Raw genomic sequence first — 21,950 nt, forward strand, 5'->3', positions numbered from 1 at the left:
TAGATGAGTAGTTTAAGATTAATTATTGCTTTTGCTTCAATTCTTCTATCCATTTGCGCAGCTCTTCCATTGCCTGCTGAGCTTTTTGCCTCTCTTCTTTCAGCATTTGAAGTTCTTTAAGCAAATCTTGAACTTCAGGAGAAAGCTGTTGATAACCTGCAGTCCCAGGTGTAACTAAACCAGGGGTTTGTAACTGGGTTCCAGGACCAACTACAACTTCTCCTCCAACAGGAGGTTTGGCTGCTGTTCCTGTAGGAGGAACAACAACAATTTCTCCGGTAGGGCTTACAGTAGTACCTGTGGGAGGAACAACTACACCTGTTTCAATAGGTGTTTCTCCAACCTCAACTACTTCTCCGCCAACAGATGGCTTTTTCCCATAACTGGCATAAAGACCAAGATCGGGACGGCGTTTGGCTTCAGCATATTTGTCAAACAAATAGGAAACCCCTAAAGCAACACGGAGATTATCCTTATAATCGCTATCCTTGAAGCGGTCTTCAATAGCACTGGCTCCCAGCTTAAAACCAAAGTTTTTATAGGCATAATTTATCCCTATATTGATGTCTTCACCATCAAATTCTCCCTGCAAAGTCAAATCTCTGACCGGTGACATCTCCACAGAGAAAAAGGTTCCTGTTAAATAACGCGCTCTTGGAGCTTGTCCCACAAAGCGGTTTGAACCAATGCCTAAATTGAACATCCAGGGAATTCCCCAAAAGACAACCTGTTTAGATGCAACTGCATAAGGAGAATAGGGCTCATAAGAATCAGCTTCCGGATTATCAACAAAATCATCATTTTCACCCAAGTATTGAGCTCCGTGCTTTGCTACAGGAGATAAAATATTATCCATTCCTACAGCAATTTGGGGAATACGCAAGGTTTCCTCAATAATTTTCACCTTTGCATTAAGTAAATAAACTAAACCATCTAAAGAGGTGTAATCCCCAAGAAACATACTAAGTTCCACTCTGTCCAGAATTCCTACCCCTATCATTGCATACGGAAAGAACCCTTTGGAGGCATCTTCGGCGTCTTCAGTAGGTGGTTTGGGAGCTGATATATCCCGATAATAACCCACCAACAGAAATTCTGCAGCTTTATTTGGTAGAACATAAGCATCAGGAGTTCTTAGCATTCCCAAGGTTTGAAAAGGTGCTGCTTGAGCAACCCCAAGAACAGCAACCAGGGCAATCACGGTCAACAAAGTTTTTTTCATTTTTCCCTCCACCTTTCGGTGTTACTTTCTTATCAAAATTCATCATTCTTATTGACAATATAATCGTCAAGCTTTTTTTTGCTTTATGAAAAAATATTCACTTCAGGATTTTTCTCACATCGGCGAAGATCTTGCTGCTCGCTATCTCGTAAGTAACGGTTATACTATTACTTGCCGTAATTACAGGAAGAAATACGGCGAGATAGATATTATTGTGGAAAAAGATCAACACCTCGTTTTTTGTGAGGTTAAAACCCGTACCTCTCACTCTATAGAATGGGCTCTGGCTTCCATTGGTTTCTCCAAACAGAGAAAAATATCCAGAACTGCACAATTATATATTAATGAAAATCCCCAATTTGCCAAACACATTTTTCGCTTTGATGTTTTACTCGTTTTCTACTATGAAAACACCGACACTTTTGAGATTAAGCACTTTGAAAACGCTTTTGACGCTATTTTAGAGTATTAATTATCCAGTTTGGAAGTATCAAAATCGCTTCCTACATAACGCATCCAATCGGGATTTGATGCTTCCAGATCATCATTTTCTACATAAATTAAACGGTAATTGCCATTCATCTGAATATCAATGAACATATAGACCGGTTTTTTCCCTGAGGCATATTTCCATATCTGATAGTCCTTTCTCACAAAACGGCTTTCATCTGAACTGGTATCGCGTTGAATATCATCTGGTGGTCCGTTTCTGATATAAATACGCCCCATATCAGAAGTCCAGCCCTGTTTAAAATGGGTAAAATTACGGTTTGCATAATCAATCCGTTTCTGCACCAAATCCATAATGCTTTGAACGCTACGGTTGGTAGAAAAAGCCATATCTCTCCAGAACTGAGTAATATATCTTCTTTTTGTATCCTGATTCATTTTTCCCCAGTCCGAAGGTATTTTATTGCCTAAAAATATGCGCATTAGTTCATATTCTTCGTCGGGGTTGGCAAACAGAAAAAATTCCTCTTCTTTTTCTTCAATCACAGCAAATTCTATATTTCTTTCTTCAGTGCGTTCGGCGCTTTGAAGGACAATAGTTCCATTATAAAAGCCAGGATTCAGGTCTTTAAGGGGTATTTTTAAATTGATGCTTTCACTGCCTGGACCGGGTTGAAAATCAATATATTCATCCATAACTACAAGCGAATCCTTTTCCAAAGAAAGGTTTAGCAGACAGCTTTCCGAAGTGGAATTCCAGTTATAGATTTCCAGATAGAGATAGATATAATCATTAGTGGACTTGTTGAACAGGATTGAGGGCTCAGAATGATAGAGAACATTATTTCGTTTAAATTTAACCAAATATTGAGAAGTATCGGGTCTAACTTCACTGTTCAACTCTACATCGCTAAGCAAACTACTAGGAGGAAGGGTCTCAATTGGAAATTCATAGAAAAAGTTTTTCTGGCTATTAATATCCAGAGCGCTAAATTGAATCGTGTAAAGGGGTTTATGGAGAGTGAAACTGAGTCGGTTAAGATATGATTTTTGCCGGTTACCGGTATCGGCTTTGTTTTTTACTCCAATAATATCGTTTATTTCATGCTCTAAAAATACACTATCTGCTTCCGTAATTTTAACCTTTACATTCAGTTCCGCAAAGTATCCGTTATTTGTAGCCAAAAAAGCCAAATTCTCATAAGGTATCTGATAATCAAGTAAAAGAATTGTATTTTTATTTTTATCCAGAAACCGGTTATAGTCAATAAACATATTTAATTTATCCGACCCTAAGAGGGTGCTAAAGGAGAAAAGAACTACTCCTAAGCTAAAAAACAACCTAATATTCTTCATCCTTATTCCTTAAAGTATATTGTCCGTAACCCGTAATATCCGCAAAGATAAACTCCAGGTTTTTATCATAGTAATACCAAATAATATAAGGATATTTATCCAAAGCATAAACTTCCGAATAGATATCATCCGGTTCACCGTATTTGATATATATTCTACCCTGATCTGTTGTCCAGCCGGCAATTTTTTTATGCAGGGTAAAACGTTCATCGGCAATCATTACTCTTTGATAAAATTGTTCCCTTAATTCATTTCTAACAGTTCCGGGGCTGGGATCGTTTGCTTTCCAGAATGTTTCAATTGCTTCCGCCTGTTTTTCTTTGGGTAAGCGTCTTAAATATTTCCATTCGTTTTGATTGGCAATATAGCGGATTTGTCTGATTTGATCCTCCAGAGAATAACGCAGAGAATAAGCATACCAGGGAGTAAATAGGAAAGGTTCCATTTTATAGTAGATATTATTTTCATAAAATATCAAGTTCATCAGGTTTTGGGCATCTGTCTGCAGATAAGGGAGAAGGTCTAAAACTATCGGGCTTTGAGGATTTTTTACAGTTAAGACCTGATTATCTATAGTTATTTTCAAGCTATCCAGAGAAATTGAATAACTCTGATATAGTTTCACTTCATCGCTAATCAGTCCGGAAAGCGTATTGGGAAGATATTCCAGGTCTTCTCTTTTAGCAATAATCCAGCTGAGTCCAATTTCTGTGCTGGAAGAACCAATTATGAATTGACGAGAGTAGCTTCGTCTCTCTCCCATTGCTTTGTTTTTTATCTGTAAAATTACATTATATGAGCCCTGAGGAAGTTCCTGCCGAAAATGGATAGGAATTCCACAATCGTTAAGCCAGCTACATTTCGGAATAATTTGGCTTTTTTCCAAGGTTGCCACTTGCTTTTTTTTCGCATCACTAATCTGCAGAGAAACCTGGTAGAGTGCTTCATCGCTTCCTTTCTTGAAGTTGATTGAATTATAGGGTAAAACAACCCATATCTCTACTTCGTTTCCATAGTGCTCATAGAAAACTTCCTGAGCGGAAAGAAAGCCGAAAGCAAACAGCAGAAGGCAAAAGCTAATTATTTTTTCCATTGGTTACTACCCTAACCTGAAAATCAATTTTCTCTTTTTCCAGCCAGTTCAGCAATGCTTCGTCAGGAAAGAAGAGTTTGCGAGATTCCAATTGATAATCATTCATGTCTTCGCTTTGAAATTTGGTTATCAATTTAAATTTGCCTGTATTACGAGATATTCTATTACCCAGTTCAGTTAGTAATCCGTTTTTCAGATGTTCGTTTGGAATATTGATTTTGATTTCTCCGCTCAATTCCGAAGGTAATTCCTTAAAGTCAATTAAAGCATTTGGTAAAATTCTTAAGATGCTATCTTCGTTGCCGTTAAAGGTGGATTTATTGCCAATGATAAAAAAGACCTTTCCCGGGCTGATTTTTTTGTGATACTGCATAAAATCCTTATTAAACAAGGGCACTTCAAACTTCCCGCAAAGGTCTTCAAACTCCACAAAGGCAATAGGGTTACCTTTGTTATCTTTCTTTTTGGAAATGTTGTTTATAATTCCCGCAATAAGCAATTCACCGTTATTTTTTGTCTTGCCAGTGCTGGAATTGGCATTGGTCAAGTGTTTTATTAACGAGCGATATTCAAACAGCGGATGCCCGCTTAAATAGAATCCCAAAACCTCCTTTTCTTTTTCCAGCTGATAGATATAAGACCAGGGTTCAACCGAAGGCAGTGGAGGGTAATAGTTATTATCCTCATCTTCAGTATCCATAAAATCAAAAATAGTGCTTTGTCCCCTTTTTCTATCTTTCTGGTCATTACTGCTAAATTGCAACGCCAGTTCTATTACATTCCATTTTTGAGCTCTGGTGCCTTCAAGTTCATCCATTGCACCTGAGGCAATCAAACTTTCCAGAATGGTTTTATTTACGCTGGTACTATCTAAACGGTTGCAAAATTCAAATATACTGGTGTAAGGACCGTTTTGATTTCTATCTTCAATAATATCCCGCATTGCGGCATCACCCAGATTTTTAATTGCTCGTAAGCCAAAAAGGACTTCTTTACCGTGAACCCTGAATTCACTATCGCTACGGTTTATATTCGGAGGAATGATTTTTATACCCATCTTTTTACAGACCTCAATTTTACCGGGTATTTTTGTCGGATCATCCTCCAGGGAAAGCAAGGCAGCCATAAATTCCACCGGGTAATATGCCTTCAGATATGCTGTTTGATAGGCAACTAAAGCATAGCAGGTAGCATGGGATTTATTAAAAGCATATTCCGCAAAGCGTAACCAATCCTGCCAAATCTTTTCTATAACTGCATCAGGAACATTTTGGGCTTTAGCTCCCTGCCTGAATTTTTCCTGATATTGTTGCATTAAGTCCGAATTCTTTTTCCCCATAGCTTTTCTTAAACTATCTGCTTCGCCACCTGTAAAACCACCCATTTCACGGGCAATTTGCATCACCTGTTCCTGATAGATTGTTACTCCGTAGGTCTCTTTTAGCGCATTTTCCATCAGCGGATGATCATAAACCACTTTTTCGCGTCCGTGTTTACGAGCTATATAACTATCTATAAACTGCATAGGACCTGGTCGGTAGAGAGCTACCATAGCAATTAAGTCCTCAATCTTATTGGGCTTCAGTTCTATCAGGTATTTACGCATTCCATCCGATTCAAACTGAAAAACACCGTCAGTTTCGCCTTTACCCAATATGTTATAGACCTTTTTATCTTCCAGAGAAATGTGATTGATATCAATGTCAATATCTTGCGCTTGTTTCACCAAATCAATCGTCTTTTGAATAAGGGTAAGATTTTTTAAACCCAAAATGTCCATTTTCAACAGCTTCAAATCATTCAGCCATTTTCCCTCAAATTGCACCAGGATAACCTTTTCTTCACCTTTTTGCGTGCTACAGGCAAGAGGAACATAATCCGTAAGGTCTCCGGGAGCAATAACGACTCCTGCAGGATGAACACTTGTTTGACGCACCAGACCTTCCAGCACTTTGGAATGTTTAAAGATCGTGCGATATAAATCATTACTATTGATTAGGGAGGAAAATTCCGGATATTGGTTATATGCTTCATCCAAAGTTTTATTGCCTTGAATAGTTTTCGTTATAGCATTTGCTTCGGAAGCTGGAACACTCAAAACCCTGGCTACATCTTTAATTACGCTTTTAGCTCCCAAAGTAGAAAAAGTTATTATTTGAGTTACGCTTTCTCTTCCATAGCGTTGTATAATATAATCAATAACTTTGCTCCTGTTTTGAGCGCAAAAATCAATATCTATATCCGGCATACTGATTCTATCGGGATTCAGAAATCTTTCAAAAACCAGTCCGTATTGCAAAGGATCAATTTGTGTTATATCAAGTAAGTAAGCAACAATACTTCCGGCACCGGAACCACGACCGGGACCTACAGGAACACTTTGTTTACGAGCATTATCAATAATATCTTTAACAATGAGAAAATAGCCATTAAAACCCATTCTGTCAATCACTTCCAGCTCATATTCAATGCGTTGCTTTATGGTTTCATTCAAATCCGGGTATTTAATTTTGGCATTTTCATAACAAAGAAAACGCAGATATTCACCCATCGTTTTAAATTCGGGAGGGGTTTCAATATTGGGCAGTAGAAATTTGTCATAATGCAGTTCCAGGTCTACCATATCCGCTATTTTTAAGGTATTATTATATGCTTCAGGAACATCGGGAAAGAGTTCTTTCATCTCTTCCGGGCTTTTAAAATATAACTGATTAGTTCCGTAATGCAAACGGTCGGGATCGTGTAAAAGCTTTCCTGTTTGAATACAAAGCAATATGTCGTGTGCTTCATAATCATTTTTATTCAAATAGTGACAGTCATTAGTTAGCACCATCGGAATTTCCAGTTTTTTTGCCAAATCTATCAGACGGGGCATAATTTTCTTTTCCGGCTCCAGATTATGATCCTGAATTTCAATATAAAAATGTTCCTGAAAAAGGTCTTTATACCACAAAGCAACTTCTTCTGCCTGTTGCATTCGGTCATTATAAATCAGAGCGGGAATTTCACCTTTAACGCAGGCAGAAAGGCAAATTAGACCTTCGCTGTATTGTTTTAGCAGGGTCTTGGAAATTCTGGGCTTATAATAAAATCCTTTAATATAGGAATAGGAGGAGAGTTTCATCAGGTTTTTATAGCCCTGTTCATTCTGAGCGAGTAATATTAAATGATACCTGATTTCATTTTTGCCGGTTTCACTTTCCAGGTCGCCATTGATAATGTATGCCTCAATACCGAGAATAGGTTTGATACCGGCATTTTTGGCTGTTTTATAAAAATCAATGGCACCAAAAAGATTGCCGTGATCCGTTATAGCAACAGCCGGCATAGCATATTCTTTAGCCAATTTTATCATCCTGTCAACTCTGCAGGCACCATCCAACATACTGTATTGTGTATGGTTATGCAAATGAACGAAAGACATCTCTCACTCCCTGAGTTTATCTAAACATATAAAAATGGAATACAGAAATCTGTCAAAGAATATCTAAAAGTTGGCGAAGTTCAAAGTGCGGGAGTTCAAAGTGCGGGAGTTCAAAGTTCAAAGTGCGGGAGTTCAAAGTGCGGGAGTTCAAAGTTCAAAGTGCGGGAGTTCAAAGTGCGGGAGTTCAAAGTTCAAAGTGCAAAGTTCAAAGTGCAAAGTTCAAAGTGCGGGAGTTCAAAGTTCAAAGTGCGTAGTTATTTTTCTTTTTTTTTCTTTTCCTCTTTTCCTCTTTGTAAAACTATTCTCTTTTCCTCTTTATCTCTTTGTAAAACTTTTCTCTTTTCCTCTTTGTAAAACTATTCTCTTTTCCTCTTTATCTCTTTGTAAAACTTTTCTCTTTTCCTCTTTGTAAAACTATTCTCCTTTCCTCTTTATCTCTTTGTAAAACTATTCTCTTTTCCTCTTTATCTCTTTGTAAAACTATTCTCTTTCTCTCTTTTCCTCTTTGTAAAACTATTCTCTTTATCTCTTTTCCTCTTTGTAAAACTATTCTCCTTTTCTCTTTTCCTCTTTGTAAAACTATTCTCTTTTCCTCTTTTCCTCTTTTCCTCTTTGTAAAACTATTCTCTTTTCCTCTTTGTAAAACTATTCTCCTTTCCTCTTTTTCTCTTTGTAAAACTATTCTCTTTCTCTCTTTATCTCTTTGTAAAACTATTCTCTTTTTCTCTTTTTCTCTTTGTTAAAAAAAACTCTTTCCTTCTCTTTTTGCCACAGAAAGTAGTTTTTTATTTAGTTCTTCCACCTGTTTTCTTCTTTCGTATTTATCTTCAGGATAATGAAACTTCGGTTCTTTTTCTCTATCCGCAAATAGCTTTTCCGCACAAATCTTAATAGCAGAAACGGATTCCATTGGACAGATATAATTTTGTCCACTTTCTTGCAAGAGTTTTCCTGCTTCACCATTTTGAGGAACCAGAGCCAGGATAGGTTTTCCGGTTCGTAAATATTCAAAGACCTTGCTGGTTAAAGTTCCTTTCGGGCTATCCGAATTTATTAAAAGCAGTAAGGCATCGGAAGAAAGCATAGCGGAAATTGCTTCCTGATGACTCAGCTGGGGAATAATTTTCACCATTTTCTCAATTCCGCTTTGTTTAATTTCCTGTAGGGTTTCAAGGTGATAATTACCATAGAGGTGGAGAGAAAAATTAGGTGGCAGTTTGTTTTCTTTTTGCAAATCTTTCAGTGCCTTCAGCAGCCATTTTAACGATCTTTTAGCATAAAGAGCACCAAAATAGCTTAGCGTATATTTACTTTTATCTTGGGAAACAGCAGGCAGGGAAAGAAAGTCCTCTTCATCGTGTCCGTTATATAAAATGAAGGTTTTATCTGCAAGAAAACTACCAAAATGTTTACTTATATCTTCTGCAATACCTTTGCTAACGGTAACTATTAAAGAAGCATCCTGCAAGAGTTTTTTTTCCGTGTAGTGTGAAAAAAGCCGGTTGATATAAGTTCCCTGCAGATTATAGTCACTTAAAAGAGTCCAATAATCTCTCATTTCCAATATGTATGGCACCTTAAAATGTTTACTTAGCGTTCTTACAGCCACAGCAGAAGAAAAAGGTCCGCAGGAAACATAGAGGAGGTCATATTTTTCATCCTTCAGCGCTTTTTTGCCTGCTTTGTATAAGTTGGGCAACCACAGCACCTTATCATCCAAAGGATAAAGCTGACGGATAAATAGTTTTATTTGTTCCGGCGTGTTATGATATATTTGATCGGAGACCGTTTTATTTTTCCCGCTCAGTTTTTCCAGGATAGACATCGGGTCAAAAGAAGGAATATGAATAATCTGATTTTGCCGGGATTCGACTAAAAGTCCATTATCATAATAGTTATATACAATATTTCCCACGGTTAGCACATCAATTGTATTGCCTGCTTTACTTAAATATTTCACCGTTTTCAGGTTGCGCAAAGAAGCAGGTCCTGCTAAAGGCGGGTAAAAATAGCTGATAAAAAGGATTTTCACTTTTTACCCAGTCCGTTTATTACTTTAAATAATTCCGGTTCCATTGTTTCCCAATTGTATTTGTTTTCCGATAATTCCAGGCATTTTTTGCTCATAGCATTATATTCGTTATCGCTAAGTTTCAACATTTTCGCGCAGGCATCGGCTAAGGCCTTGGACTGATAAGGGGAACATATTCCTACACCATTTTTTTCTATCAGCGCCTTCATTAAAGGTGTTTTAATTGTTATTACAGGAAGCCCTGCAGAAAGATATTCCAACACCTTGAGAGGAGTGGAAAGTCGTAATCGCCTGTTTTTCGGATTAAAAATCCAGAGTCCAAACCGACAGCGCTTGAGTAAAAGTCCTATTTTTTCTGCCGGAATCCAGCTTTGATAATAAATTATAGCATTCAAATTATAGTCATTGATGCTTTGATTGAATCTCTTTTCGGTCTCTGGCTTAAGAAATTTACCCAGAATAAGCACCTTTAAAAAAGGAAAATCGTGTTTCAATAGGGAGACAACTTTCAAAATTTTATAGATACCACGGTCTTCAGTAAGTCCTCCAGTATAAATAAAATCAAATTTCATCTGGCAAAGCTGTTCCAAAGAACCTGGAATATTGCATTCATAATCCCAAACATTTTTCACCGGATAATTAGGTAAAACCAAAGAAGGTATGCGTTTATTTCTGCCTAATAATTGATTGCATATCTCCTGATTTACAGTAAAAACTGCATCGGCAATTTTCATTAACTGCTTTAAAGATAACTGATAAAATAAATAGGCAGGATATCTCAAAAACCGCGGAAACCTTTCACTGAAAGAAAGCGCAAAGAATTCATGCACATCAAAAACAACTTTGAATTTTTGCCTTTTCTTCAAAATCCAGGCAATAAGCAAGGTTAAGGGCTCCACACAAATTATTATCTCCGGTTTCAGTTCCTTTACCTTTTTCCCTAAATGCCAGATAGCTAAACGACGAGAAGAAGCATCAACTACTATCTGATATGGATTACGGGTATTATTCACTATACCATTGGTAGTGATTAAATATACTTCATTCTGCTTGGCTAAACTCATTGCCAGCTTGTAATATAAACGCACATCATTAGTAGGATGCGAGTTGGAAACAATGCATATCTTCATTATCAGAAACTGCCTTTTAGATTATCCTGTTATTATCTTTTCTTATTCTGCTCTTTTATGTCAAGAAGAAAAGAGTGATTTATTACAAAGAGAGAAAGAGAGAAAGAGTTTAGTTTTACAAAGAGAGAAAGAGAAAAATAGTTTAGTTTTACAAAGAGGAAAAGAGGAAAAGAGAATAGCTTTAAAAAGAGAAAAAGAGAAAAAGAGGAATTTTTTACAAAGAGGGAAAGAAGAAAAGAGGATAATTTCTATGAACCGGAAAGAAAAACAACATAGTCGCTTTAGTTAAATCCAAATATAGCAGTCAGGGAAAAATGGGTTGGCAAATTCTTTCTTTGCCAAAGAAACTTTAGGTTTCTGAATAAATTAATGCTTTTAGTTTTTGCTTAAGTTGGAATTCGGCAATCCAATTGCTTAATATGTTTATTAACAATTTCTAAGGCATTATTGGGGTGTAAATCAAAGCTTTTCTATAGAAGTAAGAGCAACCGGTTGTTCAGGTTCTGGATGAGCAATAAAATATCCTTTCAACCAAAGTTCAATCAGGTCTATGGATTCAGATGCGGCTTTAGAATTGCATTTTCCGTGAGTTTCAATTAACTTCAAGCCCTCTTTTGGAGTTTCTTTATACATAATAGTAAGTCGTTCGGGATAAAGCATTTTGGCAACATAGCACTTTCCCTGTTGAATATTGGAGGTATAGGAATAGATACAATGATGCATTTCTGAACCCTCAATATAGAGTTCGGCAGAGTTTTGTATGTGTTCAATCCACAAGGTATTACACTTAATATCGGGTAGAGGGGGTTCAGGAAAATGGTTTTTAATCACATCTCTTATTTGTAGCATTTCTTCCAGCAATTTATCGTGGATAGCATTCAAATCGTTCATAGTTAAGAGTTCTTGTTTTGGCACATTCATCTTATATGCTTTTAAGATATCAAGTATTCTGCAGATGTCTTCAATCCAGCGTATGATCTCTTTTTTTTCTTCATTTTCCCTGGTAGAGATATCGGCAATCAGGTTGTGATTCAAAATTTCCCCCAATCCGTTGCAGTATATATATAAGGAAATAGAATTGAGAACTTCCCAAAAAGAGAGTTGACGCAGAATGGCAGGATAATTTTGCAAAGCGGTTCTGAAAAGAACTAATAAATCAACGGAACAAAGTTCGGGTTTTATTTTAGCAAAGGTCTTAACCATTGTTTCGCAAGCGGGAAAACCAAAATAGCCCAGGATATCTTTGCGTTTCATTTTCACCAGTTTATTTACCGCTTGCCAGTATTTTTTACTTTTAAGAGGATGAAAAACAGCGGGTGCACTAAGCAAATAACCCAAAGCAGGATTTGTGTTCATTAGTTCAACAGCATAATTTCCTTCTCTCACCAGCAGGCAATATATAAACCAAAAACGGTCAGAAAAAAGGTTCAGTAAAGCAATTTTATCCTCACCTACATAAGCAACCATCTTTTTATAGACGGATTCCTTATTTTGAGCATTTTTCCGAATGGGATAAATAGCGCTGGATAAGTTATTGATATATGGCTTATTAAACAGAAAAGGAAAGGGTTTAGAAGGAATATAGCATTGCCAGTTATTCGTTTCAAAACTTTTTCTATACGCTGCAGGATAAGGATTTGCCAAGCGGATAACTTCTATAGAGCGCTTGGTAAAGTGATAAACTTTGCCCTGTTCTGCGTTAAAAATTAACGCACTTTCTTCTATTTCTGGAAAGGATTGTGGAGCGGACTGTTTTGCTTTCCTGTCCATAGAAGGTTACCTCCCTCATTTTTATCTCTTTGGATGCTTATTTTTCGGCTTCTCTTCTCTTTTTAAAAAATTACTGTCTCCCCAATGAGTAAAAAATGTCAAGTAAAAATAAGGTTGAGAAAGTTGAAAAGGTTTGGATAGTTGAGAAGGTTTAGAAAGTTGAGATTTTTCCGGCTTCAGAGGGCAAAACCGGAAGGTTGAATTCCTCGTCAACCACCTTTTATGATTTATCAATATTAAAATTACATTATATTGATTTTGAGGAAGATAGCAACTCTCCCCTAAGAACATTAATTTAGCATTGCTTACCCATTACTAATGCCATCCGTAATGGGTAAGCAATGGGTAAGCAATGCTATTAAGGAAGAACTAAAAGAAAAGTGTTAATCGCATAATATATTGGTAAGTTAGAATATTATCCCGAATAATACAGAAGAAATAGATAGTAATTATAGGTAGCAATAGAGATGTAAAAATCCTATTTGCAACAGATAGTAAAGTTATCTGTGAAGAACTCTCTACTTCATATTTGCTGAATCAGAATTCTGTAATATATTTACTAAAGTGGAAAGCACTGAATAATTTTCAGGTTAGGCCACGGTCTTTCTTGTATTGTTCTATTTCGGTGCGTTCCTGGTCGTAACCCTTTTTATTCATTAAGGCGTAGGTAGCGATTTTCCCCGCTTCTACTCCGGGTTGGTCTAAAGGATTGATGCAAAGAAGTTTGCCTGTAAAAACGGTTTGAATTTCATAGAGCATAATGAATTGTCCTAAATGGTAGGCATCAATTTGGGGAAAGACAATATTGGCATTAGGACGCATTGCCTGGCTGAGGGCAATTTCTGTAGCAAAACGTTCTGCATTAAGCAATTCGGAAAGTTTTTTGCCACCTAAATAATTAACTTCTTCCCGGTCGGGATGCAGATTGGGAATAGTGTAATCGTGTTTAAAGTATTCCACGGTTAAGAAAGTGAAGACCTTATCGTTGGGACCTTCAGTATAAAGTTGCACCTGAGAATGTTGATCGGTTGTTCCCAATGCTTTCACAGGTGTTTGTCCCACATAAATTTCCCTGCCTTTAATGTCCTTGCGTTTACCCAAACTTTCTGCCCAAAGTTGACGATACCAATCCGCAAGATCATAAAGAGAATTGCTATAGGGCATCATTACGCTGATGTTTTTTCCTTGGCGATAATAGAGAAAATGGATCAAACCATTCAGATAAGCAGGATTTTCCCAAATATTAGGATTCCAACAAATTTCCCGCATATCTTTTGCCCCTTTCAGCAATGCCTTAATGTCAATTCCGGTAAAAGCGGAAGAAAGCAAACCCACATCAGAAAGAACACTAAACCTGCCTCCTACATTATCCGGAACAGTAAAACCAGTGTAACCCTCCTGATTTATTACCTGCCTTAAAAATCCCTTTTCCTTATCTGTAGTGATAATAATCCGTTTTTGGTAGTCCTTAGGGAATTTGCGTTTAAATATGTCTGCCACAATCATATAGCCAGCCATTGTTTCAGCTGTGGTTCCGCTTTTGGTGATAACATTCACCAAAGTTTTTTCCAGATTTATTTGAGACAGGATTTCATAGAGAAAAACGGGGTCTACATTATCATAAACAAAGAGTTTACGGGGCAATTCTGCCTCCGTTTTTAAAGCGGAATATAATGCTTTATTGCCTAAAGCGGAACCCCCAATGCCTAAAACCAGCATTGTATCAAAAACGGGATTGAGATTAGCAATAAAATCGTCAATATGTTTGGTAGAGCAATCTGGCAAATCATAAAAACCAAGTAAATTAGCATTGTGTTCTGCCATAATTTCGCGATGAGCATTTTTCACCTGATCAATCCATTCCAGCACTTTCTCTTTCGGTAAATTACTGCGTATATGTTTGGAAGCCAAGAGGTTGTGATATTCATATTTCAGCATTTATTCCTCCCTGTTTTGATAATAGGGTTTTAAATCATATTCAATTAAATGTTCCACTGCTGATAAAGAAGTGGCAAAATTAAGGTCTTCGGTCAAGGCAAAAAGATGGGCATCACATTTCCGGATAATAGATTTGGCTACCAGAAAACTTCCCGGATTAACGCTTAATTCCGTAATTCCCATTCCGATTAAAAGAGGAATATATTGCGGATTGGAAGCCATTTCTCCACAAACGGAAAGTGGGGTCTGATATTTTTCCGCGCTTTTTACCGTTTGTTTAATCAGTCCCAGAACCGCAGGATGATGTTGAATATAGTAAGATGACACCCTTTCATTATTGCGGTCTGCAGCCAAAGCATATTGCACGAGGTCGTTAGTTCCGATACTTAAAAAATCGCATTCTCGGGCTAATTCCTCAGAGCATAATGCGGCAGAAGGAATTTCTATCATCGCTCCCAGGGGAATTTTTGGTTTGCAGGCAATTCCTTGAGCAGAAAGTTCCTGCTGACAATTTTGGACAAACCTTTTGGCTTTGCGGAAATCCTCTGCATCTATAATCATCGGAAACATAATTTGCACATTGCCAAAAGCCGAAGCTCTTAAAATAGCTCTCACCTGAGTGGAAAAAATATCCGGATAGGAAAGGGAAAATCTTATGCCCCGATTGCCTAAATAAGGATTTTCTTCCTGTTTTTCAGAGCTCAAAGGAGCAAGTTTATCTCCCCCCAAATCAAAAGTTCTGATAGTAACAGGCAGAGGGTTCATTCTTTCCGCAAGTTCTTTGTAGATAGTAAATTGTTCCTCTTCGGAAGGCAAGCTTTGTTTTCCCAAATACAAAAATTCCGTTCTGAATAAGCCAATTCCCTCACAGGAAAGGTTTTTAATAGCTTCCAGTTCATCCAGCACTCCGATATTGGTTAGCAGCTTAATTTTAATACCTGTTGCTGTTTTAGAAGCGGAGAACTGCAGTTTTCTTAGTTGTTCCTGTTTTCTTTGTTCCTGCTTTGTTTTTTGTTTGTAAAAATCCAAAGTTTCCTCATCCGGATTGATAAAAAGCAAACCTGAATAGCCGTCTACAATTAAAAGGTCATCATCTTTAACTGCTTCCAATAAATCGGGAATATTGGCAACCGCAATTAAACCCAAAGCCCGGCTTAAAATAGAAGAGTGTGAATTGTAGCTTCCTTTGGCTACAAGGTATGCCTTAATTCCTTCCCGGGCAAGTTTGCTCACCAGGGAAGGCACAATTTCCTGTAACACGGGAATTTGGTCTTTTTCCAGCTTGCGGATAAAGGCATTTTTAACGCCGGATAAAGCATTCAGCAAACGCATTTGCACATCGCGATAATCAGCAGCCCGCACGGCAAAGGTTTCTACTTTCAGCGTTTCAAAGTGATTAATAATATTGGCAAAACATTCGGCAACCGCTTGTGTAGCAAAGTATAATTTGTTTTGAATAGCAGTTAGCAATTGCTTGTAAATTTCGGGATCACGCAAAATTTCACGCTGAGTGGAGATTATTTCCGCTTCGTTTGGGGGTAGATTACTGGAATGAAGTTCCTGGTTAATTTCTTCTTCAACGGCGGAAAGTGAATTCTGTAAACGGTCTATTTCCCTGGGAATATCTTCGGGCTTAATATTGCCGTTTTCAATTTCCGGTTCCGGCAAAGAAATATGAATTGCCCTGCCAATAAAAATTCCGCTATTCAGGGCAGTTCCTAAAAGTTTTTGCATTTATTCTCCAAAACCGTTTTCAATCATTTCCTTAATTTCTGCCAGCAAATAATCCTCATCCACACCATTGGCAATAAGTTGCAGTTTGGAACCGCATTCGGCAGCTAACATCATAACGCCCATAATACTTTTTCCGTTTACCCTCATTCCCTCTTTTTCAATAAAAAATTCACTGCGATATTTTGTGGCAGCTTTAACCAAAAGTGCTGAGGGCCTTGCGTGCAAACCTAACTTATTGGTTACTGTCACTTCTACCTGTTTCATCACCTTTGCCTTCAAAATTTTTTTGCATTGTTTTCTTACGGATTTCATCGTTTATTTTGCGGTTAAAGTCCTCAGCTGCATCATATCCCACACTTTTTAAAATAACATTCATTGCAGCTACTTCCACAATAACCGAAACATTTTTTCCGGGAGAAACAGGCAAATAGATGATAGGTATTTTCACTCCTAAATGTTCAGCATAATTATTGACCAAACCAATGCGTTCATAATCCATATTTTCCTGCCAGGGCATCAGCTCTATCTGCAGGTCTATATTTTTTTGTTTGCGCGTATGAGCAATGCCAAAAACGCGTTCCGCATTCACAAAGCCCACACCTCTAATTTCCATAAAATGTCCAATATCCCTTCCCGCCTTGCCAATCAATTGATCGTCTATATATCGCAAAGTGATTAAATCGTCTCCCACTAAGCTATGTCCACGGTGAACAAGGTCTAAAGCACATTCACTTTTTCCGATTCCGCTTTTACCGGTAATCAATATTCCCAAACCGAAAACATCAACCAGCGTAGCATGAATGGTCTTTTCCAGGACAAAAATTTCTCGTAAATAACGGGAAAGATTATCAATTAAATTAATAGTGGAAAGCCGGCTGGAAAGAAGTGCAATATTCAATTCGTTGGCAAGATATTCAATCACTGGAGGCAAAGTAAGACCTTTGGTAACTATAATGCAGGGAATATCCATTTTGAACATATCCCGAATGCGGGAAATTAAAACCTCTTCCGGTAAACTCTGTAAATAGCGAACTTCCGTTTCTCCCAAAATCTGTATTCTGTCTGCGGCAAAAATTTCCATATAACCAGCGAGAGCTAAGCCGGGACGGTTAATATGAGGTGAACCGATCTTCTTGTTCAAGGTTTCCGGTTCAGTTATCAAAGATAGCGCCAGGTCTTTCTTTTTGGCGTCGAAAAAGTCATTGACGGTAATTTCTTTCATCTAAGTTCCTCGCTTCATCCGGAATGGCATTTTCTTTTTACATTCTGTAGAATCGGAAGTTAACTACCCCTCACGAGTAACAAATTCCGTTTTGCCACAGCTAATGAAGTCAGTTATTTGATTCTTCGCTTAACTTCCTCCCGAAAAGGAATTCTGCAAATCTGGGAAAACTTTTTTGCCGAAGTGGAATTCGGCAGACATTTTATCGGTAGAACTTTATGGTTCCAGCAGTTTATAAAGCTCATGGTCTTTAGTTACCAGAACATTTATTTTATCACTTTCAATATTCTTAAAAATCAGGAAATCCTCTTTGCTTGCTTCCAGTTTTTCCAGAGCTTCAGACAAACTAAGGGATTCGGTTACGACTTTTTTAGTTTTTATTGTTTTTCGGCTGTGATTTTTAGCATCCAGCTGAAAATCGGTAGCGTAGGAATATGTCTCAAATTGTTGTTTTAATGCTCTTTTCTGGTGGTCCGTAATGCGATCTTTTAGCTTTTTAATTTGACCTTCCATCTTTTCCACAGCATTATCAATGGCAAGATACATATCCATTTCTTCGGCTTCACTCTGAAGCGAAAATTTGGCAGCGTGAAGGGAAAGCTCACAGATGTTGCGACTGTTTTCCAAAGCCAAAACGGCATGCATAGTGATAATTTGGTCAAAATACTTATTCAGCTTGGAACAAGCTGTTTCCACATAATCGCGGATAGCTTTGGTAAGCTCAAAATGGCGGGCTGTAATAGTGATCTGCATCGGGGGTTCCTCCTGTTAGATTTTATGAATTGATTTACTTTGCAGGTCTTCCATTGCTTCCATTATTGCTTCTGAAAGGGTCGGATGAGCAAAAACAAAGGAATCAATGTCTTCTGCCTTATTTTTATTGACGATCATAATGGTTCCCTGAGCAATAAGTTCTGCAGCATTGGGACCCATAATATGCATTCCTACAAGTTCTGATGTATCTTTACGGGCAATGGTTTTCACAAAACCGTTAATATTACCCATTGCTACTGCTTTTCCATTTGCTGCAAAAGGAAATTTTCCCACTCTCACATCTCCGAAAATTTCTTCAGCATCCTTTTGCGTGTAGCCCACGGAAGCAATTTCGGGATGTGTAAAAATGCAGCGCGGAATATTATTATAATTTAACGGTTCTTGAGGTGCGAAGCATTTTTCCGGACAAAAGCGTGAAGCAATATGTTGTGCTGCTATTAGACCTTGTTTACTAGCAGTATGAGCAAGTTGCATTTTTCCGGTAACATCGCCTATAGCATAGATTTTATCGCAGCTGGTCTGCATAAAGTCATTAATTACAATTGCACCTTTTTCCTCATTTATGTTTATTCCTTTCCAGGTAAGGTTATTAACCGGTTTTCTGCCAACGCTTAACAAAACCTTATCTGCAGTTAAAGTTGTATTATTGTTTAGTTTCAATTCCAGGTGCTTATCTTTTTTAATAATCTCTTGCACTCCCGTATTTGTTATAACCTTCACTCCGTTTTTTTTGAATTGCATAGCAAGTCGTTTGGAAATTTCTTCTTCTTCAGTAGCTATAAGGTGCGGCAGAAATTCTATAATTGTAACCTGCACCCCGAAAGCAGAAAAAATAGAGGCAAATTCACAACCGATTACTCCTCCGCCTATAATAGCAAGCTCTTTAGGCAATTCCTGCATTTTCAAAATACCGGTGGAGGAAAGGATATCTTTTTCGTCAATTATAATGCCGGGGAGTTCTTTTGTTTCACTGCCGGTAGCCAAAATTACATATTCCGAGCTGTAACTTTCTCCTTCTAAAGTGGTTACGATGTAATTTCCCTTTTCCTTTGTCACAGAGACGGCAGTTGCTTTAATCACAGGAATATCGTGCTTGGAAAAAAGAAATTCAATTCCGCTTGTTAATTGTTCTACAACGGCATTTTTGCGTTGCCAAACCTTATTATATTGTAAAGTTATTTCCGGTTTAGGTAAGCCGAAATTATCCGCATTGAGTATTTCTGAATATAATTCGGCACTTTTTACCAATGCCTTTGTAGGTATGCAACCCCAATTTAAACAAAGTCCTCCGAGCCGTTCTTTTTCCATAAGTAAGCTGGAAATGCCATATTGAGAAAGGCGAATGGCTGATTCATAACCGCCAGGACCTCCTCCAATAATGATCACTTGGCAATGTTGCATTTATTGTCTCCTGAGATGGCTGTTCAAAATGCCCAATTCATCACGGTATTTAGTAATAATTCTCCGGGAAATATTTAAGCCCTCCGCTTTAAGAAGTTCTACCAGTTCCTGGTCACTATATGGTTTTTTCTTATCTTCCGTTTCAATTAAGCGAATTAAATGGGTTTTCACTTTTTGGCGGGAAACGCTTTGATAATCATCATCAAAGCCCGCGGTAGAAGTGAAAAAATCCTTGAAAGCATAAATCCCGTAAGGTGTTTCCGCATATTTATGTTTAACTACCCTGCTGATTGTTGATTCGTTAACTCCTAAATCTCTTGCAATTACAGCATAGGTAAGAGGTTTCATTTGTCCGGTACCCAAATAAAAGAAATCATATTGGTGATTGATAATAGAAAGGGAAACTCGTTCCAAAGTTCGCATTCGCATATAAATGGACTTAATTAAGAATTTGGCGGAATTGATGCGTTCCCGCACATATTGCATCGTTTCTTTGTCAAAATATCCCCGGTTAATCATTTTACGATAGCGGGGACTGATAATAATATTGGGAGTGATATGATCGTTGATAATGATTTCATATTTGCCGTCTATCAGTTTCATTGTAACATCGGGAAAAACATAAACAGCACTTGTGGAAAGTATACGTAAGCCAGGTTTGGGATCAAGCTTGGAGATTTGTTCTTTGGCTAATAAAATGGTCTCTTCCGAAACACCGTAGGCAGAAGCAATTTTTTGATAACGACGGTGAATAAGATTTTCAAAATGTTCGGAAACCAAGCCCACAAGAATGCGGTTTTGTTTTTGTTCTTCCGTAAGTTGTGCCATCAAACATTCTGTTATATTGCGGGCAGATATACCTTTAGGGCTCAAGGACAGAATAATATTATGCAGTCCTTCAGCTCGTTCCGCCGTAATTAAATACTTTTTTGCCAAATTAACGATGTTGAAACCCTTAGGTAAAAATCCGTAACTATCACAGGAATCAACAATATCGGTAATAAAATCAATTTCGTTTTCCGGCAGTTCCAAGGGAAAAAGTTGTTCCAGAAATTTTTCTTTGCCATTTTCTTCATAGCGGATAAGCGCTTCGGTATGATCCGTTTCACTATCGGAAGACCAGCCCTCATAGCTGGAATGGTATTCATTCCAAGTATCCAAAATTTCTGTCAGTTCTTCAGCTTCCGCCAATGTTTCCAAATGGTTTTCGCTCATATCGCTTTCTTCAATCGGAGTGGAACTTTCAGGAGTGGATTGCTCAAAATTGCTTTCATCAATATCATCTTCGTCTTTTTCTTCCCGCAATTCCAGCAAAGGATTATTTACCAATTCCTGTTTAATATAGCTTTCCAGCTCCAGAATGGGTAAAGCGAGCATTTTTAAGGACTGCAGCATTTTGGGTTTAAGTGCCAGCTCCTGTTTTTGTTTTAAGGACAGATATTGTTCCATTGCGCTCATAATCGTTGCTCAAAAGGGCTTTCCAGAAATCTTTCGCCCAAATATAATTCCTTGGCTTTTTCGTCATTTATCAGTTCCAGGGAAGAACCTGAAACGATAATTTTTCCTTCATAGATAATATAAGCCCGATTTACAATTTTCAAAGTTTCTAAAACATTATGGTCGGTAACCATTATGCCTATGTCTTTATTTCTCAATTTGGCAATAATATCCTGAATATCTGCTACCGCAATAGGATCAATTCCGGCAAAGGGTTCATCCATAAAAAGAAAAGTAGGATTAGTTACCAAAGCGCGAGTAATTTCCAGTTTTCTTCTTTCGCCCCCGGAAAGAGTGTATGCTTTTTGTTTTGCCAAAGGGGATAAACCTAATTCTTCCAGGGCTTCTGCTAAACGATTTTTCTGTTCTTTCCGGCTGATTTTTAAGGTCTGTAAAATTGCCAGAATGTTTTCTTCCACGGTTAATTTGGCAAAAATGGAAGGTGCCTGAGCCAAATAGCCCAAACCTAAACGCGCTCTTTTATACATTGGCTTGTGAGAAATATCCATTTCATCGTAAAAAACCTTGCCGTTATTGGGCTTTGCCAAACCAATAATCATATAAAAAGTGGTGGTTTTCCCAGCGCCATTAGGACCTAAAATGCCAACTACCTCTCCCTGACTCATTTCCAGAGAAAGGTCATTTACTACGGCTCTTTTGCCATATATCTTTACGAGATTTTCAGCTCGGATTTTATGCTTTTCCATAAAATAATAAGATAGAGAAAGCTGTTTTTTTGTCAAGAAATACTTGCAAGTGGATTGAATTTTGCTAATATAGGACGGATAGCAAGGAAGAATGAATTAAGTCAGGAGTCGTTACTGCCAAAATAACCTTTAATCTATTTACAAATTTGTTTGGCTGTGAGGACTCGTGACGGCAAAAAAACCGGATTTTTAAATTGGCA

Annotated in this window: 17 protein-coding genes; 2 read left to right on the forward strand and 15 right to left on the reverse strand. The window is 37.7% G+C overall.

All coding sequences use genetic code 11. The features are described from left to right. Window positions 1–22: 22 nt before the first annotated feature. On the reverse strand, window positions 23–1,222 hold the full coding sequence (locus CLOAM_RS08200; protein WP_044279107.1) for a prefoldin domain-containing protein: 1,200 nt from the start codon (window positions 1,220–1,222) through the stop codon (window positions 23–25). 85 nt (window positions 1,223–1,307) lie between these two features. Here CLOAM_RS08200 and CLOAM_RS08205 point away from each other — a divergent pair, with 85 nt between their 5' ends. Beyond that, entirely contained in the window at window positions 1,308–1,694 is a 387-nt protein-coding gene (locus tag CLOAM_RS08205) for a YraN family protein (protein ID WP_015425437.1), read from the forward strand. Here CLOAM_RS08205 and CLOAM_RS08210 read toward each other — a convergent pair. The 5 genes from CLOAM_RS08210 to CLOAM_RS08230 form a co-directional block, all read right to left on the reverse strand. Continuing rightward, window positions 1,691–3,028 (reverse strand): GWxTD domain-containing protein, encoded by a 1,338-nt coding sequence (locus tag CLOAM_RS08210; protein WP_015425438.1) that lies wholly within the window; start codon window positions 3,026–3,028, stop codon window positions 1,691–1,693. The two genes, CLOAM_RS08205 and CLOAM_RS08210, sit on opposite strands and share 4 nt — an antisense overlap. Further along, a complete protein-coding gene (locus tag CLOAM_RS08215) occupies window positions 3,015–4,121 on the reverse strand; it encodes a GWxTD domain-containing protein (RefSeq protein WP_015425439.1) in 1,107 nt (368 codons plus the stop codon). Before CLOAM_RS08215 ends, CLOAM_RS08210 begins: the two co-directional genes overlap by 14 nt. After that, complete coding sequence (locus tag CLOAM_RS08220; protein ID WP_015425440.1) at window positions 4,105–7,545, reverse strand: DNA polymerase III subunit alpha; 3,441 nt, start codon at window positions 7,543–7,545, stop codon at window positions 4,105–4,107. Before CLOAM_RS08220 ends, CLOAM_RS08215 begins: the two co-directional genes overlap by 17 nt. A 739-nt stretch (window positions 7,546–8,284) precedes the next feature. Then, window positions 8,285–9,577 (reverse strand): glycosyltransferase, encoded by a 1,293-nt coding sequence (locus tag CLOAM_RS08225; RefSeq protein ID WP_015425441.1) that lies wholly within the window; start codon window positions 9,575–9,577, stop codon window positions 8,285–8,287. Next, on the reverse strand, window positions 9,574–10,707 hold the full coding sequence (locus CLOAM_RS08230; RefSeq protein ID WP_015425442.1) for a glycosyltransferase: 1,134 nt from the start codon (window positions 10,705–10,707) through the stop codon (window positions 9,574–9,576). The genes CLOAM_RS08225 and CLOAM_RS08230 overlap by 4 nt, the downstream gene beginning before the upstream one ends. On the opposite strand from CLOAM_RS08230, the gene CLOAM_RS09755 reads away from it, so the two are divergent. Beyond that, complete coding sequence (locus tag CLOAM_RS09755; protein WP_157860026.1) at window positions 10,685–10,996, forward strand: hypothetical protein; 312 nt, start codon at window positions 10,685–10,687, stop codon at window positions 10,994–10,996. The two genes, CLOAM_RS08230 and CLOAM_RS09755, sit on opposite strands and share 23 nt — an antisense overlap. Before the next feature lie 170 nt (window positions 10,997–11,166). On the opposite strand, the gene CLOAM_RS08235 is transcribed toward CLOAM_RS09755, so the two are convergent. The 9 genes from CLOAM_RS08235 to lptB all read right to left on the reverse strand — a co-directional run bounded on the left by CLOAM_RS08235 (window position 11,167) and on the right by lptB (window position 21,786). Further along, window positions 11,167–12,477, reverse strand: a complete 1,311-nt coding sequence (locus CLOAM_RS08235; protein WP_015425443.1) for a PcfJ domain-containing protein — start codon at window positions 12,475–12,477, stop codon at window positions 11,167–11,169. A gap of 585 nt (window positions 12,478–13,062) precedes the next feature. Continuing rightward, window positions 13,063–14,415, reverse strand: coding sequence for a glucose-6-phosphate isomerase (locus tag CLOAM_RS08240; protein ID WP_015425444.1), 1,353 nt, complete (start codon window positions 14,413–14,415; stop codon window positions 13,063–13,065). After that, on the reverse strand, window positions 14,416–16,149 hold the full coding sequence (ptsP, locus tag CLOAM_RS08245; RefSeq protein WP_015425445.1) for a phosphoenolpyruvate--protein phosphotransferase: 1,734 nt from the start codon (window positions 16,147–16,149) through the stop codon (window positions 14,416–14,418). Further along, on the reverse strand, window positions 16,150–16,413 hold the full coding sequence (locus tag CLOAM_RS08250) for an HPr family phosphocarrier protein (RefSeq protein WP_018197744.1): 264 nt from the start codon (window positions 16,411–16,413) through the stop codon (window positions 16,150–16,152). It abuts the gene before it with no gap. Beyond that, a complete protein-coding gene (gene hprK, locus CLOAM_RS08255) occupies window positions 16,382–17,371 on the reverse strand; it encodes an HPr(Ser) kinase/phosphatase (protein WP_015425447.1) in 990 nt (329 codons plus the stop codon). The genes CLOAM_RS08250 and hprK overlap by 32 nt, the downstream gene beginning before the upstream one ends. 216 nt (window positions 17,372–17,587) lie before the next feature. Beyond that, window positions 17,588–18,124 (reverse strand): ribosome hibernation-promoting factor, HPF/YfiA family, encoded by a 537-nt coding sequence (gene hpf / locus CLOAM_RS08260; protein WP_015425448.1) that lies wholly within the window; start codon window positions 18,122–18,124, stop codon window positions 17,588–17,590. A 15-nt stretch (window positions 18,125–18,139) separates the two neighbouring features. Then, on the reverse strand, window positions 18,140–19,546 hold the full coding sequence (gene lpdA, locus CLOAM_RS08265; protein ID WP_015425449.1) for a dihydrolipoyl dehydrogenase: 1,407 nt from the start codon (window positions 19,544–19,546) through the stop codon (window positions 18,140–18,142). Further along, window positions 19,547–21,004, reverse strand: coding sequence for an RNA polymerase factor sigma-54 (gene rpoN / locus CLOAM_RS08270; protein ID WP_015425450.1), 1,458 nt, complete (start codon window positions 21,002–21,004; stop codon window positions 19,547–19,549). After that, window positions 21,001–21,786: an LPS export ABC transporter ATP-binding protein gene (gene lptB / locus CLOAM_RS08275; RefSeq protein WP_015425452.1), complete on the reverse strand. Its 786-nt coding sequence runs from the start codon at window positions 21,784–21,786 to the stop codon at window positions 21,001–21,003. Before lptB ends, rpoN begins: the two co-directional genes overlap by 4 nt. Window positions 21,787–21,950 lie beyond the last annotated feature (164 nt).

Origin of the sequence: Candidatus Cloacimonas acidaminovorans str. Evry, assembly GCF_000146065.2 — a bacterium.
GTDB lineage: Bacteria > Cloacimonadota > Cloacimonadia > Cloacimonadales > Cloacimonadaceae > Cloacimonas > Cloacimonas acidaminivorans.